This is a genomic window from Streptomyces sp. NPDC052101, from assembly GCF_040680235.1.
Taxonomy (GTDB): Bacteria; Actinomycetota; Actinomycetes; order Streptomycetales; family Streptomycetaceae; genus Streptomyces.
Genome location: NZ_JBFAWH010000006.1, coordinates 198222 through 213679 on the forward strand (window position 1 = coordinate 198222; position 15458 = coordinate 213679).

At 71.6% G+C, this 15458-nt stretch carries 15 protein-coding genes and 1 pseudogene; 7 read left to right on the forward strand and 9 right to left on the reverse strand.

All coding sequences use genetic code 11. The features are described 5' to 3' along the window. The first annotated feature begins 16 nt into the window (after window positions 1-16). Window positions 17-670, forward strand: coding sequence for a CBS domain-containing protein (locus AB0L75_RS14245; protein ID WP_365180292.1), 654 nt, complete (start codon window positions 17-19; stop codon window positions 668-670). Between the two features lie 278 nt (window positions 671-948). Here AB0L75_RS14245 and AB0L75_RS14250 read toward each other — a convergent pair whose 3' ends face one another. From AB0L75_RS14250 to AB0L75_RS14260, 3 genes are all read right to left on the reverse strand, one after another. Further along, a complete protein-coding gene (locus AB0L75_RS14250; RefSeq protein ID WP_365180295.1) occupies window positions 949-1506 on the reverse strand; it encodes a hypothetical protein in 558 nt (185 codons plus the stop codon). 69 nt (window positions 1507-1575) lie between these two features. Then, on the reverse strand, window positions 1576-2289 hold the full coding sequence (locus AB0L75_RS14255; RefSeq protein ID WP_365180298.1) for a CBS domain-containing protein: 714 nt from the start codon (window positions 2287-2289) through the stop codon (window positions 1576-1578). 66 nt (window positions 2290-2355) lie between these two features. Next, window positions 2356-4134, reverse strand: coding sequence for a GAF domain-containing sensor histidine kinase (locus AB0L75_RS14260; RefSeq protein ID WP_365180301.1), 1779 nt, complete (start codon window positions 4132-4134; stop codon window positions 2356-2358). A 243-nt stretch (window positions 4135-4377) separates the two neighbouring features. Here AB0L75_RS14260 and ppdK point away from each other — a divergent pair, with 243 nt between their 5' ends. Together ppdK and AB0L75_RS14270 are read left to right on the forward strand one after the other, a co-directional pair. Beyond that, window positions 4378-7065: a pyruvate, phosphate dikinase gene (gene ppdK / locus AB0L75_RS14265; protein WP_365180303.1), complete on the forward strand. Its 2688-nt coding sequence runs from the start codon at window positions 4378-4380 to the stop codon at window positions 7063-7065. Window positions 7066-7078: 13 nt separating this feature from the next. After that, the gene (locus tag AB0L75_RS14270) at window positions 7079-7582 is read left to right on the forward strand and encodes a pyridoxamine 5'-phosphate oxidase family protein (protein WP_365180306.1); all 504 of its coding nucleotides are present in this window, start codon (window positions 7079-7081) and stop codon (window positions 7580-7582) included. A 67-nt stretch (window positions 7583-7649) separates the two neighbouring features. Here AB0L75_RS14270 and AB0L75_RS14275 read toward each other — a convergent pair whose 3' ends face one another. Together AB0L75_RS14275 and AB0L75_RS14280 are read right to left on the reverse strand one after the other, a co-directional pair. Continuing rightward, window positions 7650-8333, reverse strand: coding sequence for a pyridoxamine 5'-phosphate oxidase family protein (locus AB0L75_RS14275; RefSeq protein WP_365180309.1), 684 nt, complete (start codon window positions 8331-8333; stop codon window positions 7650-7652). Between the two features lie 20 nt (window positions 8334-8353). Beyond that, a pseudogene (locus AB0L75_RS14280) lies at window positions 8354-9392 on the reverse strand (alcohol dehydrogenase catalytic domain-containing protein). Between the two features lie 254 nt (window positions 9393-9646). Here AB0L75_RS14280 and AB0L75_RS14285 point away from each other — a divergent pair. The 4 genes from AB0L75_RS14285 to AB0L75_RS14300 all read left to right on the forward strand — a co-directional run bounded on the left by AB0L75_RS14285 (window position 9647) and on the right by AB0L75_RS14300 (window position 12333). Then, window positions 9647-9814 (forward strand): hypothetical protein, encoded by a 168-nt coding sequence (locus tag AB0L75_RS14285; RefSeq protein ID WP_365180312.1) that lies wholly within the window; start codon window positions 9647-9649, stop codon window positions 9812-9814. A 295-nt stretch (window positions 9815-10109) separates the two neighbouring features. Further along, complete coding sequence (locus AB0L75_RS14290; RefSeq protein WP_365180315.1) at window positions 10110-10499, forward strand: hypothetical protein; 390 nt, start codon at window positions 10110-10112, stop codon at window positions 10497-10499. Between the two features lie 212 nt (window positions 10500-10711). Continuing rightward, window positions 10712-11893, forward strand: a complete 1182-nt coding sequence (locus AB0L75_RS14295) for a site-2 protease family protein (RefSeq protein ID WP_365180318.1) — start codon at window positions 10712-10714, stop codon at window positions 11891-11893. Next, window positions 11890-12333, forward strand: coding sequence for an OsmC family protein (locus AB0L75_RS14300; RefSeq protein ID WP_365180321.1), 444 nt, complete (start codon window positions 11890-11892; stop codon window positions 12331-12333). Before AB0L75_RS14295 ends, AB0L75_RS14300 begins: the two co-directional genes overlap by 4 nt. Before the next feature lie 99 nt (window positions 12334-12432). Here AB0L75_RS14300 and AB0L75_RS14305 read toward each other — a convergent pair whose 3' ends face one another. The 4 genes from AB0L75_RS14305 to AB0L75_RS14320 form a co-directional block, all read right to left on the reverse strand. Next, a complete protein-coding gene (locus AB0L75_RS14305; RefSeq protein WP_365180324.1) occupies window positions 12433-13335 on the reverse strand; it encodes a universal stress protein in 903 nt (300 codons plus the stop codon). Window positions 13336-13369: 34 nt separating this feature from the next. Then, window positions 13370-14278, reverse strand: coding sequence for a universal stress protein (locus tag AB0L75_RS14310; protein WP_365180327.1), 909 nt, complete (start codon window positions 14276-14278; stop codon window positions 13370-13372). Between the two features lie 110 nt (window positions 14279-14388). Beyond that, on the reverse strand, window positions 14389-14901 hold the full coding sequence (locus AB0L75_RS14315; RefSeq protein WP_365180330.1) for an SRPBCC family protein: 513 nt from the start codon (window positions 14899-14901) through the stop codon (window positions 14389-14391). A gap of 4 nt (window positions 14902-14905) precedes the next feature. Next, window positions 14906-15247, reverse strand: coding sequence for a DUF202 domain-containing protein (locus AB0L75_RS14320; protein WP_365180333.1), 342 nt, complete (start codon window positions 15245-15247; stop codon window positions 14906-14908). Between the last annotated feature and the right edge of the window lie 211 nt (window positions 15248-15458).

Genomic DNA, 15458 nt, shown 5'->3' on the forward strand with positions numbered 1-15458 from the left:
CCGTGAGGAGGAGACCATGGAAAGCAGCCCGCACCACGTGTGTGACCTGATGACGCGTGCCGCCGTCGCCGTGGGCCGCCAGGCCCCGTTCAAGGACATGGTCGAGCGCATGGAGCAGTGGCAGGTCAGCGCCCTTCCCGTGCTGGAGGGCGACGGCCGGGTGGTAGGCGTGGTGTCCGAGGCCGACCTGCTGCCCAAGGAGGAGTTCCGCAACAGCGATCCGGACCGCTTCACCCAGCAGCGCCGGCTGTCCGACCTGGCCAAGGCCGGGGCCGTACGCGCCGAGGAGCTGATGAGCACGCCGGCCGTCACCGTGCACGCCGACGCCACACTCGCCGAGGCCGCGCGCATCATGGCGCTGCGGCACGTCAAGCGGCTGCCCGTGGTGAACGCCGAGGGACTGCTCGAAGGGGTGATCAGCAGAGGCGACCTGCTGAAGGTGTTCCTGCGTCCGGACAACGACCTCGCCGACGAGATCCGGCGTGACGTCGTCGACGTACTGTTTCCGGCTCCGGTCGAGCCCGTGCACATCACGGTCGTCGACGGCGTCGCGACGCTGACCGGCCGGGTCCAGGACGCCGCCCGGATACCGCTCGCCGCCCGCCTGGTGCGTGGCGTCGAGGGCGTGGTCGGCGTGGACTGCCGGCTCACCGCGACCGGTGAGGGGTGAGACTGCGGCAGCAGCGCACCCGCCACGACGCGGCCCGTGCGGCCGTCGGCTCGTCGCCGACAACCGCACGGGCCCGGTGTTCAGCCGCTGCTTCCCGGCCGCGCGTCGGGTGTCCCGCTGAAACACGCGGTGGGCGATGCGGCCGACGATGTCACAGGCCGGTTCTCCCGTCACGGGTCTCCCGTCAGCGAGGGCGAAGGGTGTCATCGGGATGGTGCTCCTGACAGAGTGCGCGCCCCGATTGCGGAGTTCGCCCTGACTGTGCGCGCTCTCGTAGATCACCCGAGCTTCCTCCACTCAGGTCCGCCCCACCGAGGTCCGATCTGCTTCCACTCCTCGTCCCACTCGGCCATCCGGCGCCGAATAAGCTGGGTGCGGACCACCCGACCCGCGCCCCAGACCACGCAACCGACCGCCGGGGCGACGAGAACCCCCGTCATGACCGCCTGCAGCGTCGCCACCCCACCGGTGACGGGTGCGGACACCACCCGGTCTTTCGGATCCGTCCACAGCGCGACCCGGGTGCCCGGCGGGGCGCCCGGGAAGACCTTCGCCTGGCCCATGTGCACCGAGCCGTCCACGTCCGTCCAGCGGACGGCGGCCCATACCCGCCCGTCGTCGTATCCGCCTGCGCCGACCGGGGTACGCGCCGCGTCGTCGGTGAGTACGGCGGACACCGCGTGCACCCGGGCCGGCCGGTCGACGGCCCGCGCCGCCAGCGCACCCGCGACAACTCCGGCGAGAACCGCGAGTGTCCAGATGACAAGCAGGATCCAGCCCTCGACGACGTCGCTGTGCCGCCGCAGCGGGTTGCGTCGCCAGTGCCACAGCCTCACTGAAGTGACCGCCCTGGGAGATGCCGGTGCCATCGTCGCCGCCTGCTGTCCTGTGCCGACGGCTCTGCCTCAGACCGTGCGGGCCCGGCCGCCGGCGTCGGGGACGTCAGGGACGTCGGGGTCGAGGTCCGGGGGACGCAGCGGGCCGGTCAGTGCGCACTTCACGTCGACGACGCCCGGCACCGCCCGGGCAAGCCGAGCCGCCACCGTGATCAGGACGGTCTCGTGGACCCGCCCGGCGAGCGAGACGACTCCGTCGTGCACCTCGACCCGGATCGCGTCCGCGTGCGGGCCGAAGAGCCGTACGACGATCTCGCGCCGTACCTCCTCCGCGATGTCGTCGTCCTCCCGCAGGAAGACCTTCAGCAGGTCGGAGCGGCTGACGATGCCCTTGAGGGTGCCGTCGCGGCCGACGACCGGCAGCCGTTTCACCCTGCTGCGGGCCATGATGCGGGCGGCGTGGGCGAGGGTGGCCTCGGGCCGCACGGTGACGGCCGGAGCGGTCATGAGCTCGCCCGCGGTCACCGCGTCCGCCTTGCGTAGGTCGGCGGAGTGCGCCGGCTGGCCGTACCGCCCGATGTCTCCGTCGCCGTACTCCTCCTTGGGCAGCAGATCGGCCTCGGAGACGACGCCGACGACCACTCCGGCGTCGTCCAGCACGGGCAGTGCGCTGACCCGCCATTCCTGCATGGCCTGCACGATGTCCTTGAAGACCGCGCCGATGCGCAGGGCGACGACGCGGTGGGCCATCACGTCGTTCACTACGGTCGGAGTGCCGTTCATGGCGTCCTCCCAGGGTTCGGCCGCGCCACAGGACACCTTCAGGCTGCGCGTCACACACCGTCCCAGTCATGGGCCGAGTGGACCCGACCCACCGTCCCTGGCGGCCCCGCGTTCCGCGGGGAACGCCCGGTTCTCGGGCAGCGGGACGTGCCACTCCAGCACGGTGCCGCCGCTGTCCGGGCTGATGACATCCAGTCGCCCGCCCAGCTGTTCCGCCCGCTCGGCGATGTTGCGCAGGCCGCTGCGCCGCCCTTCGGCAGGGATGCCCATGCCGTTGTCCGCGACCCTCAGACGCATCTCGCGACTGTCCGTGGTCAGCGCCACGTCGGCCCGACTCGCGTGTGCGTGCCGGGCGATGTTGGTCAGTGCCTCCGAGACCACGGCCACGACATGGTCGGCGATCTCGCTCGGCACATCGGTGTCGAGCAGGCCCTCCATGCGGAGGCTGGGCGCAAAACCCAGCACCGGCGCGGCCTCGCCGGCCACCTGGACGACCCTGGCCCTCAGACCGCCGTCCGCGGCGGTCCCGCGGGTCCGCAGGCCGAAGATCGCCGACCTGATGATTTTGATGGTCTCGTCCAGGTCGTCCACAGCCCGCAGCACCCGCTCGGAGGCCTCCGGATGCTCGATGAAGCGGCCCGCGCTCTGCAAGGTCATCCCGGTGGCGAACAGTCGCTGGATGGCCAGGTCGTGGAGATCGCGGGCGATCCGGTCGCGGTCCCGCAGGACCGCGATCTGCTGGGCGTCCTGTCGGCGCTCGGCGAGCTCCATCGCGATCGCCGCCTGCCCGGCGAACCCCAGCAGCGTCTCCGTCTCCTTGCCGGAGTAGACCGGACGGCCCGTCTCGCGGGCCAGCAGCACCACTCCGCGCACACCGTTCGTGCCGGTGCCGATGGGGATGGCCACGGCGGGGCCGAGCCCCCCAAAGCGCGGCGGCTCGGGAGAGACCCGCTCGTCGTGGGTGACGTCATCGCTGGCGACCGGGGCAGCGGCAGAGAACGCCAGTCCCATCAGGGTCCGGTCCAGGGGCAGTACCAGTCCCCGGTGCGCCGCGGCGTCCATTCCGACGGCGATCTCCACGCTGAGCGCCTCGCTCCCCTCCAGGGGCATCGCGACCGCGGCCAGCGCCGAGCCGGAGATCTCCCGGGCGCGTTCGGCGATCAGGTCCAGCGCCTCGGCGGGCTCGCGGCCTGACATCAGGCTGTGCGTGATCTCCGCGTTCGCCGTCAGCCAGCGCTCACGCAACCGGGAGTCCTCGTACAGGCGGGCGTTGTCGATGGCGACACCGGCGGCGACCGCCAGCGTGGACAGGACTGCCTCGTCCTCCTCGTCGAACGCCAGCCCGCCGCGCTTCTCGGTCAGATACAGGTTGCCGAAGACCTGGTCGCGGACCCGGATCGGGACACCCAGGAAGCTGTTCATCGGCGGGTGATGGGGCGGGAAGCCGTACGAGGCGGGGTGCTGGGAGATCTTTTCGAGGCGCAGGGGCTCCGGGTGGCGGATCAGTTCGCCGAGGATGCCGTGGCCCTCGGGCAGGGAGCCGATCCGGGTGGCCTGTTCGTCGGTGACACCGATGGTGTGGAAGCCCGACAGGGTTCTGCCGTCGGGTCCGATGACGCCGAGGGCCGCGTACTCGGCGTCCACCAGGGTCGCGGCGGCCTCGACGATGGAGCGCAGGGCCTGTTCCAGGTCCAGGTCCCGGCCGACGGCCAGGACCGCCGACAGCAAGCTGTGCACACGGTCCCTGGTACCGCGGACAGCATCGATCCGCGACTGCAGCTCCCCCAGCAGCTCATCGAGCTTCAGCTGCGGCAGCAGATCGCGGAGATCCTCGGGAGTTCCCACCGTGCTCCTCCCGGTCCCTCAGCCAACGGACCCGACGCCGACGGGTCGTCTCCACGGTATCCCTCCCCCGCGGGCGACGGTACGCAGCATCGGCAACCAGCCGCCGGCCGGGACGGCCCGGCGTTCCCCACCCGGCAGGGGGCCGGTCGGCCCCGTGCGCGGGACCGAGGGCACCTCCCCGGCTCGTCCGGTCCCGGCAGACGCTGTACGTATACGGAGATCAAACAGGCGAGGAGTGGCGCCATGGCCCGTTACGTGTACGACTTCCAGGACGGCGACCGGACCATGGCCGATCTGCTCGGCGGCAAGGGCGCCAACCTGGCCGAGATGACCCGCCTGGGCCTGCCGGTGCCGCCGGGGTTCACCGTGACCACCGAGGCCTGCCGCGCCTTCCTGGCCACCGGCGAGGAGCCGGACGGCCTGGCGGAGGAGGTGTCCCGGCACCTGTCGGCGCTGGAGAAGGCCACCGGTCGGCTGCTGGGACAGCCCGACGACCCGCTGCTGGTCTCCGTGCGCTCCGGTGCCCGCTTCTCCATGCCCGGCATGATGGAGACGGTCCTCGACATCGGCCTGAACGACGCCTCCGTGCTCGGCCTCGCCAAGGTGTCCGGAAACGAGCGCTTCGCCTGGGACTCCTATCGCCGACTGGTACAGATGTATGGCAGCACGGTGATGGGCGTCGACCCCGCCCTGTTCGACGAGGCCATGACCCTCCTGAAGGAGGCCCGCGAGGCGCCGGACGATCTGCGCCTGGACGCCTCCGACCTCGCCTGGCTGGTGGAGACGTACAAGCGGCTCGTCCGCGACGAGACCGGGCGCGACTTCCCGCAGTCCCCCGCCGAGCAGTTGCAGCAGGCGGTCCTCGCCGTGTTCCGGTCCTGGAACGCCGAGCGGGCTCGCCTGTACCGGCGGCGCGAGCGCATCCCGGACGACCTCGGCACAGCCGTCACCGTGCAGCGCATGGTGTTCGGCAACCTCGGCGCCGACTCCGGCAGCGGCGTCGCCTTCACCCGCGACCCGGCCACCGGACAGCCCGGCGTGTACGGCGACTACCTGCCGAACGCCCAGGGCGAGGACGTGGTGGCCGGCATCCGCGACGCCGTACCCCTCGCCGAACTGCAGCGGCTGGACCCGCGCTCCTACCGGCAACTCCGCGACCACGCCCAGACGTTGGAGCGGCACTACCGCGACCTGTGCGACATCGAGTTCACCATCGAGCGCGGGACGCTGTGGATGCTGCAGACCCGGATCGGCAAACGCACCGCCGAGGCCGCCTTCGCCATCGCCGCGGAACTGGTCGGGGAGAGGCTCATCACGGCCGACGAGGGTCTGAACCGGGTGCACGGTGACCAGCTCGGCCGGCTGATGTTCCCCTGCTTCGACACCGACGTGGCAGGTGCGGCGATCACCTGCGGCGTGCCCGCCTCGCCAGGCGCGGCAGTCGGTGCGGCCGTCTTCGACTCGGCCGAGGCGGTACGGCGTGCCGCCGCCGGTGAACACGTGGTGCTGGTGCGCGAGGAGACCACGCCCGACGACCTGCCCGGCATGGTCGCCTCGCAAGCAGTGCTGACCAGCCGGGGCGGCAAGACCAGCCACGCGGCCGTCGTCGCCCGCGGGATGGGCCGGGTCTGTGTGTGCGGCGCGCAGGACATCGCCGTCAACACCGGCGCACGGCGCTTCACGGCCCGTGACGGCACGGTCGTCGAGGAGGGCACCCTCATCTCGGTGGACGGCTCCACCGGTGCCGTGTACGCGGGCGCGGTCCCGCTCGTCACCTCCGCCACGATGCGGTATCTGGAGTCCGGCGAGCAGACGGACAGCGTGGTCGCAGCAGTCGCCCGCGCCCTCGAACACGCCGACTCAGTACGCCGGTTGGAGGTGCGGGCCAATGCCGACACGCCGGAGGACGCGGCGCGGGCCCGGCGGTTCGGGGCGCAGGGCATCGGCCTGTGCCGCACCGAGCACATGTTCCTCGGCGAGCGGCGCAAACTGGTCGAGGAGATGATCCTCGCCCGTACCGAGGCCGGACGCGCCAAGGCGCTGGCGGCTCTCCTCCCGCTCCAGCGGCAGGACTTCACGGGCCTCCTTGAGGCGATGGACGGCCTGCCCGTCACCATCCGCCTTCTCGACCCGCCGTTGCACGAGTTCCTGCCCGACCGCACCGAACTCGCCGTACACATCGCCTCCGTCGAGGCCTCGGGAGGGCAACCCGACCCGCACGACGTGGAACTGCTCGACGCGGTGAACCGGATGCACGAGGAGAACCCGATGCTCGGCCTGCGCGGCGTACGGCTCGGACTCGTGGTTCCGGGTCTCGTGGCCATGCAGGTACGGGCGCTGGCCGAGGCGGTGGCCGAGCGCGTACGCGCCGGAGGTACACCCCGGGCGGAGATCATGGTCCCCCTCGTCGGCTCGGTCGAGGAACTGCGGCTCGCCCGCGAGGAGGTGGCGCGCGTGCTGGCCCAGGTCGGCGAGGAGACCGGCGTACCAGTCGACTGCCCCATCGGCACGATGATCGAACTGCCCCGGGCCGCGCTCACGGCGGGCCGGATCGCCAAGGAGGCGGAGTTCTTCTCCTTCGGCACCAACGACCTCACCCAGACCACCTGGGGCTTCTCTCGCGACGACGTCGAGGCCGCGTTCTTCTCGGCCTATCTCGACAAGGGTGTGTTCGCCGCCTCGCCGTTCGAGACGCTCGACCGGGAGGGCGTGGGCCGGCTGGTCCGGATCGCGGTCGAGGAGGGACGTGCGGCCCGGCCGGAGCTGCAGACCGGTGTCTGCGGGGAGCACGGCGGTGATCCGGAGTCGATCCGCTTCTTCCACACCGTGGGTCTGGACTACGTCTCCTGCTCGCCGTTCCGGGTCCCAGTGGCCCGTCTGGAGGCCGGCCGGGCCACTCTCGGCGGGGCCGACACCGGTGACAGCAGGTGAACGGAGTCAAACCATGCCCCAGGACAACCAGACGTCATGCCGCCGCATCGATCTCGACCGCGTCGAGGCGCTGCGGCTGCTGGCCACTGTGCCCCTGGGCCGGATCGTCTTCACCCGCCAGGCCCTGCCCACCGTCCGCCCGGTCAACCACATCCTGGACCATGGCGACATCGTCATCCGCACCCACGAGGGCGCGGCCCTGACCTATCACGCACAGCAGGACGACGGCACCGGCGTGGTCGTCGCCTACGAGGCGGACGCGATCGACCCTGTCACGCACCTCGGCTGGAGCGTGGTGGTCACGGGGTACGCCCGTCTCGTCACCGATCCCGGCGAACTGGCCCGTATCCGGTCCCTGCTGCACGCCTGGGCGCCACAGCCGGGCATGGACCAAGCGGTCCGCATCAGCCCCGAACTGGTCGCAGGCGTCCGGCTCACCGGCGAAGAAGGGATGGAGGAGAAGGTGCCGGGCCAGGCATGGGAGCATGGCCGGAGGTCGGTACAACCGCACGACTGAGGCGGTGCGCGTATCGCGTCACGCACACCGCCTATACGCCTCTACTGCAGGCTCCGAGCCGGTGGTCCTAATCGGGAACCCTGATCCGTCGCCCGGTCACCGTGTGCGGCTCGATCCGCACCCATACGTCCCGCGAGCCACCCGCCCAAGGGGTGCTGTACGCCAGCTCGGTGAACCGGCGTGTGTCCCGCTCGTCCGTCACGATCAGGGCGCTGCCGCGGACCAGCACGCTCCACCCCTGGCTGAACGCGTCGTCGATGCGGTCGACCTCGAAAGCCACCTGGTGTCCGGACGCGAACGACGGTGTCGCGCCGTTGCCGGTCCGGAAGACGATCGAGCCATCGACGATGCTGTAGTTGACGGGCACGATCACCGGTCCGGTGCCCGTCGGCGCCGCCAGTCGGCCCACGCCGTGCGACCCCAGCAGAGCCCGGCACTCGGCGGGACCCAGTTCGATGAAGTGGTGTCCCCATACGGCGAGTCCGGGGCCGGGCGGCAGGTCGACGGCACCGCCGGTCAGCTCCGTCACCGTGCTCTCCAGCACATGGGCCAGCCTGATCAGCGAGCCGCTGCCGGGGGTCGCGGCCGGATACTCCTCCAGATACCGCAGGTAGCCGACCGACATGCCGGCGCGCAGGGCCACCTCACGGCGCGGCAGGCCGAGTTGCGCCCGCCGGGTGGCGAGGCGGCGGCCCAGGTCGCCCAGCGGAGCTTCTGCCGCCGTGCCCGTCATCGTCTGTTGTTCGGTCATGGCCCGCTTGTCCTTTCCGATCAGGCCGCGGGAACGGCGACTTCCGCGTGCTGCTCCCCGCCGAGCACCACCTTGAGCGCACCGGTCTCGGCGGCCTTGGCGAAGACGTCGTACGCCTCCGCCATCTGCTCCAGCGGGAAGGTGTGGGTGACCAGTTGCCCGGTCGGCAGCCGGCCGGCCGCGGCCATCCGCAGCGGGGTGGGTGTGGAGCAGGTGTCCACCAGGCCGGTCGTGATCGTCACGTTCTGCATGCACAGTGCTTCGAGGTGCAGCGTCACGGGCTTGCCGTGCACGCCGATGTTGGCCACATGCCCGCCGGGGCGGACCATGCGCGTGCACAGCTCGAAGCTCTCCGGAACGCCGACCGCCTCCATGACAACGTCCGCGCCGAGCCCGTCGGTCAGATCGGCGACCAACTGGCCGGGCGCCTCGGTGGGCTGCCTCCAGCCGGGCCGGTGCCAGGTCAATCGCGATGATCCGTTCCGGAGCGAACAGCCGGGCCGTGACGATGGCAGCCAGCCCGATGGGGCCGGCGCCGACGATGGCCACGGTGTCTCCGGGGCGTACGTGCCCGTTGAAAACGCCCACCTCGTAGGAGGTCGGGAAGATGTCCGCGAGCAGGACAGCGTCCTCGCTGCGCAGGGTGGCGGGCAGCGGGTGGACGGACAGGTCGGCGTAGGGCACACGGACGTACTCGGCCTGGGTACCGTCAATCAGGTGGCCCAGGATCCAGCCTCCGCCGCCCCTGCACTGGCCGTAGCTCTGCTCGCGGCAGGAGCGGCACCGGCCGCAGGAGGTGATGCACGGCATCAGTATCCGGTCACCAGGCCGGACGGTTCGGACATCGCTTCCGATCTCGACGATCTCACCGACGGCCTCGTGGCCGAGTACCGTTCCGGGACGCACCTCGGGTACGTCGCCCTGGTGGATGTGCAGGTCCGTCCCGCAGATCGTCACGACATCGACCTTCACGATCGCGTCGGTCGGCTCCTTGATGCCGAGGTCCGGGACGTCCTGCCAGGACGCCTGTCCGGGACCATGGAAGACGAAGCCCTTCATGGGTTTCCTCACCCTCTTCGGTCGGTCCGTCGCAGGATCGGCGGCTCCGGCACGAGCCGGACCCCCCTCACGTTCAGCTTCGGCACGGCGTGAACCGCTCCGCTTGGGCCGTACGGCCCTGACCTCCGGCTGGACGGCGCCACTGCGAGCCCACGGCGTTCGCCTGCGACGCGGATGCCCCGGTCGGTGTCATGTGTGGCCCACCGCTCAGCTTGCAGAGCGACAGTGGTCGCCCTGCGGGGGGAGAGAGCGACGTGCTGTCGACGCCCCCGCCGTCGGAACGGCTGGACACGCTCACCCCGGATCCGCGCCCCGACCTGGTGCTGGATCCGCGTCCGGTCACGTTCACCGACTGTGCCGGGCTGGCTGTCCTGTGCCGCGCGGACAACCGGGTCTCGCCCGGCCAGGACGACTGCGGCTGATCAGGGACGACGCGGGCCTTTTGCGGACTCTGCGCGTCGCGGGGCTGCGGGACGTCTCCGACGTGCACCCACGACTCCCTCGCCCTTCGCCGACAGTGGAGGTCTCCCTGATCACGCGGCGGAGTCTGGGTGTCACCACGACGAGGAGGTGACCGATGAACGTCAGGAATCCGCTGTGGCGTTGGCGGAGCAATCCACTGGGCCGGCGCGAGGACGTCGTCGAGGCCTGGGGCGTCGTGGTGGTCGGCGGCGCCGTAGCCGGAGTGAGGACGGACCGTGCCGCCGAGGATGTGTCGTGCAGCAGCGTGCGCACCTGCACGCGGCCCATGCCGTACTCCTGGCCGAGGCGCCGAGTCGCGCCGCCGCGGCTCTGACTGCGGACGGTCTGGTCCGGGCGGCCGTGCGCTGGACGGCTCTGGACGGCACCTCGCGCACCGGACAGACGCTGGTCGACGGGTGCCTGCGAGCCGGGTCCCGGGTGCTGGTCTGGCAGGACGACCAGGGCCGGTTGGCTCCCTCGAACCCGACGGATGGTGCCGAGGGCGACGTCGAGGCGAGCCTCTTCGGCGCCGTGGCCGCCCTCGCCGCCCCCGCATACGGGGCGGCGGCGTTCGCACGGGCCCGGCTCGACCGACGGCGCATGGCCCGCTGGGACCGGGAGTGGGACGCGGTGGAACCCCGTTGAGGCCGCGGAGCCGGTCGACGTGGGCGAGTTCCGCCCGCGCGTGGCGTGCCGTACCGACCGCCTCGGGGCCGACCCGCCCCCGACGAGAGCCGACCGGCCCCTCCAACTCGGAATGGCCGGCGCACACGCTGAAGGTGCCACTGACGCACTCCCCGCCGGCAGCGCGGGAGCGGTGGATCATGCGGTGAAAGCCGGAAGGTGAGGCGAGGTTCATGGACGAGACACTGCCCCTCGGCCGGATCGCCGGTGTCCGGATCGGCCTGCACTGGAGCGTCCTGGTCATCTTCGCCCTCATCACAGTCGCGCTGGCACACGGACGCTTCCCCGCCGCCCATCCCGGCCACTCCCCTGTCGCCTACTGGGCGCTCGCCGTCCTGACCGCCGTCGTCTTCTTCGTCTCCTTGCTCGCGCACGAGCTGGCGCACGCCGTCGTCGCCCGGCGCAACGGCGTGCAGGTGGAGGGCATCACGCTGTGGATGCTCGGTGGGGCCGCCCGGCTACGCGGAGACGCCCCGTCGCCCGCCGCCGAGCTGCGGATCGCTGGTGTGGGACCGCTGACGAGCCTGCTGGCCGGTGCCGTGTTCGCGGGTGCCGCGGCGGGGCTGCACGCCTTGCACGCGTCCGGGCTAGTGATCGAGGCGATCGTGTGGCTGGCCGCGATCAACGTGCTGCTGGCCGTGTTCAACGCGCTGCCCGCCGCCCCGCTGGACGGCGGGCGGCTGCTGCGGGCCTACCTGTGGCACCGCACCGGTGACCCGCTGCGGGCCACCCGGGGCGCCTCGGCGGCGGGCCGGGTGCTGGGCTGGTTCATGGTGGTGAGCGGCTTCGCGGACGTACTGTTCGCCGGGGACATCGCCGGCCTGTGGCCCGCGCTGATCGGCTGGTTCCTCATCGCCGCCGCCACCGCCGAGGCCCGTCAGGCACAGCTGCGGGGCGCCCTGACCGGAGTCCCGGTCAGCCGGGTCATGACCCCGGACCCGGTCACCGTCCCCACGACGGCGACTCTCTCCGATTTCCTGTCCGACGGTCCCTTCGGCCGCTACCGGCACTCGGCGTTCCCGGTCCTGGCGGCGGACGGTTCGGTCGCCGGACTGCTCACCGTGCGGCGCGTGGAGTGGACGCCAGCGCAGGAGCGTGCGCATACGACCGTCGGCGACGTGATGCGCCCCCTCGACGAGGTTGTGACAGCCGCTCCGCACGAGCCCGTGGTCGACCTGGTCCCCCGCCTGCAGGAAAGCCCGCTGCACCGAGCCCTGATCCTCGACGGCGACCGGCTCGTCGGCATCCTCACCCTCTCCGACATCACCCGCGCCCTGGCCTGGCCGGTCTCCGCCGCGCATCCCGGCCCCGACGGGCCGCGTAGGCACCTTCCGGAGCCTTCGAAGGAGAAATGATGTCCCACACGACCCTGCCCGCCGTCCCGCCCGTCCCGCTGCCGCCCGGTCGCGTGGAGGTGACGTACTTCGGGCACCAGGCGTTCACGGTGAAGATGCGGGGCCACGCCTTCGTCATCGATCAGCCCCTCGACGCGGGTGGCGACGACGTCGGCCCCACTCCCGTCGAACTGTTCGTGGTCTCCCTGGCCGCGTGCGTCGCCCACTACGCGAGAGGCTTCCTGGAACGCCACCACCTCGACGTAGAACACCTCAGTGTGACGGCCGAGTTCACGATGGCCGACGACCGGCCGGCCCGTGTGGCCTCCGTAGACCTGCGTGTCACGACGCCACCGGGACTGAATGAGGCGCGCCGCGAGGGGCTACGTGCGGTGGTCGACCACTGCACGGTCCACAACACGCTCCGGCACACACCGCGGGTCACCGTCGAGTTCGGCTGAGCATCCCCTGCGGCACCGGCCGAGCGGCTGACGGACGTGGTCCGTCAGGACTGCTCGCCGGCGTGCGGCCGCATGGCGTTCAGTCGAATGCCAGTTGGATCAGGGCAGTTCGGGTACGACAGCCACCGGGCACGCCGCGTGATGCAGCACGCCGTGGGCGACACGGCCGAGCTGGAGCCCGAAGTGTCCGGGCCGACGCCGGGCGCCGACGACGAGCAGGTCGGCCTCGTAGGACGCGGCGATCAGGACGTCGCGGGCGTGGCCCTCGACAGTGCCGCGGCACACATCAAGGCCGGCCGGTGCGTCCCGCAGGGCTTCCTCCACCGCCTCGACGGCCTGCCGCTCGTAGAGGTGTGCCGGCTCGTTGGCGAGCTGGGGGTACCCCCGGACGAAGTCTGGGGGAGGATGGCTGACGGTCGCGTGCGCGGGGCGCCGCCAGGCTCGTACGGCTTCCAGGGGCACCCCGCGCAACACGGCCTCCTCGGTTGCGAACCGTACCGCGGCCGAGCCGGCGGGCTTCTCGCCCACTCCGAGGGCGACGCGGCCGCGGGTCCCGGAGCGGGCCTGGTTGTCGTGGCTGCCCCGCAGCACGATGACCGGACAGTGCGCGTGCCCGGCGACCGTGACACTGACGGAACCGAGCAGCGCCTCGGCGATTCCGCTACGGCCCCGGCAGCCCAGGACCACGGCGAGGGCGGTACGGCTCTCGCGTACGAGTGCGTACTCCGGCTCCTCGGGCCGCACAGCGGTGGTGACCTTGACGCCCGACTGACGTCGTTCCGCCCGTTCCCGAGCGGTGCCGACGACGTCCTGAGCCATCACCTCCTCCACCGGTTTGTCGAGCTCCTGGGCGATCAGGGCGCCTTCGTAGCGGTCCCAGAGCGAGGCGTACACCAGCCGGAGCGGCGCCGCGCGCAGGGCGGCCTCGTCGGCCGCCCAGTCCACGGCGCGCAGACTCGGCTCCGAGCCGTCCACGCCCACGACGATCGGAAGATCCGCCATGGTCCTCCTCCTCGTTCCTCCTCCTCGCCGTAGATCAGGCATGCGCGACCACGGCGACGGGCGCGACGACGTGGTGCAGAACGGCGTGGGTGACGTGACCGACATGGGCACCGAGCGGACTGGTGCGGATGCGCCGACCGACCACGGCCAGGGAAGCGTCGCGGGCGGCGTTGACGAGGACCTGCGCGGCACTGCCGCAGCGGCTCGCCTCGATCACGTCGACGTTCGGGAACTTCTGCCGCCAGGGACGCAGTGCCTCGGTCAGGACAGTCGCCTGTTCACGTGAGAGCGTGCCCGCGAGTTCCGCGTCGCCGTAGAAGCGGTAGAAGGCGGAAGGCGGCTCCGGCCAGCCGTGCACGACCCTCAGGGACGTGCCGCGGAGCGCGGCGGCCTCGAAGGCGAACTCCAGGAGCGTCTCGTCCACGTCGCCGGTGTCGACGCCGACTACGACGGGCCGGAAGGGGGTCGCTGCCGACGGGATACCCGCGGGGTCCGTCTTGTGTTCGTCGGCGGCCTGCTCTCCGGCCCGGACCAGCACCACCGGTCGGGTGGCGTGGGCGATGACGGACAGGCTGACCGAGCCGACCATGAACCCGCCGATCCCGCCGAGGCCGCGCGAGCCCAGCACCAGCATCTCGGCGGCGTCCGCCGCCTCGGCCAAAGTCTGGGCAGGTTCGCCGGTGACCTGATCGGTGATCACCTCGACGCCGGGGTGGCGCAGCCGAAGGCCCTCCGCGGCCTCGAGGGGAATCCTCTCCGCCCAGTCCTGGCTGGTCTCGGTGCCGAGCAGGGGTGCCTGGGCCACGGGCACGGGCGGGGGCTCGAAGATGTGGAGGATCTTCAGCGGCAGGCCGCGCAGTCCGGCTTCGCGGGCCGCCCATTCGGCGGCGGCCCGGCTTTCGGGCGAGCCGTCGAGACCTACGGTGATGGTGGTTCGGGTCATGGTCTCCACCTTTCGGGGCGAGGGATCCGATACCAGCGTGGTGACGCCGTGGTCGCGGGGTCAGGGGCCGCAGGTCCCTGTGCGGGGCCGAACGGCCCCGGTGCTTGGGGTTACTGGTCGTACGGCGGCCCGTCAGCGCTGAGGCAGAGGTTTTCCAGACGTTGTGCCGCGTCGTGGAACAGCTTGTCGATGTGGTGCCTGCTCGCTCGGAGAAGCAGGCGGACGGGCGGCCTGCCGTCGACGGCGAGTGTCCAGCGGACGGAGGTGGTGGTGTCCGTGAGCGGCGCCAGCGTCCACTGCTCCATCAGCGCGGAGACACCGGGCACGTTGACCTCCTGGACGCGGTAGGAGAAGCGCTCCCCGGGATCCCAGGCGATGATCCGTTCGCGGGCTCTGACGAGGCGGTACAGGCGGAAGAAGCGCATGGTCCCGACGCCGTAGGGAGCCGCCCCTTCGTAGTGGACGTCGTCGGCCGGCGCGAACCAGCGGGGCCAGTTCTCGGGGTGGCCGGCGAGCTGGTCGAAGAGGGGGCCGACCGGTACGTGCAGTCGGCGGGTGCAGGTCTGCCGGAAGGGGGCACTGTCGAGGAATCCGAGGTCTTCGGGGCGCAGGCCGTGGATCATGACGTCAGACCAGGACGAGGAGGGCGATCAGCGCGAGGAAGGTGACGACGGCGGCGGTGACGGTGGCGGTGAAGCCCGCGGGAGTGAAGACCCCGGCGTCCAGCTGGCGGCCGACGGCCCGGTAGCGCCAGGTGCCGTAGCCGGATACCAAGAGACCGGCGAACAGGAGGATCAGCCCGGCGGCGACGGCCCGGTGGCCGCGGTGGGGGGCGAACTTGGCGATGGCGATGCCGAGCGAGGAGACGCTGATGCCGGTGCGCAGCCAGGCCAGGTAAGTGCGTTCGTTGGCCAGGTGGTCGCGTGCGGTGCTGCCGGTGTTGGGCCGGGGGGCGGCGGAGCCCTTCATGCTTCCTCCTCCCGCTGGGATGCAGAGGTCCGGGCGACTGGGCTTGCGGATCTGTGCCTGCGGTGGCAGGGGCGACTCCTGCTTTCTAGTGTGGATGGTGTGCCGCCGCCGCGCTCGACAGGCGCGGGACGCTCCGAGGCCGGCCTGTCGAACCGCCGTGCCCCAACTTGGCGAGCCGCATCCCGGCCCGGCAGGGAGGAGCGTCCGGCCA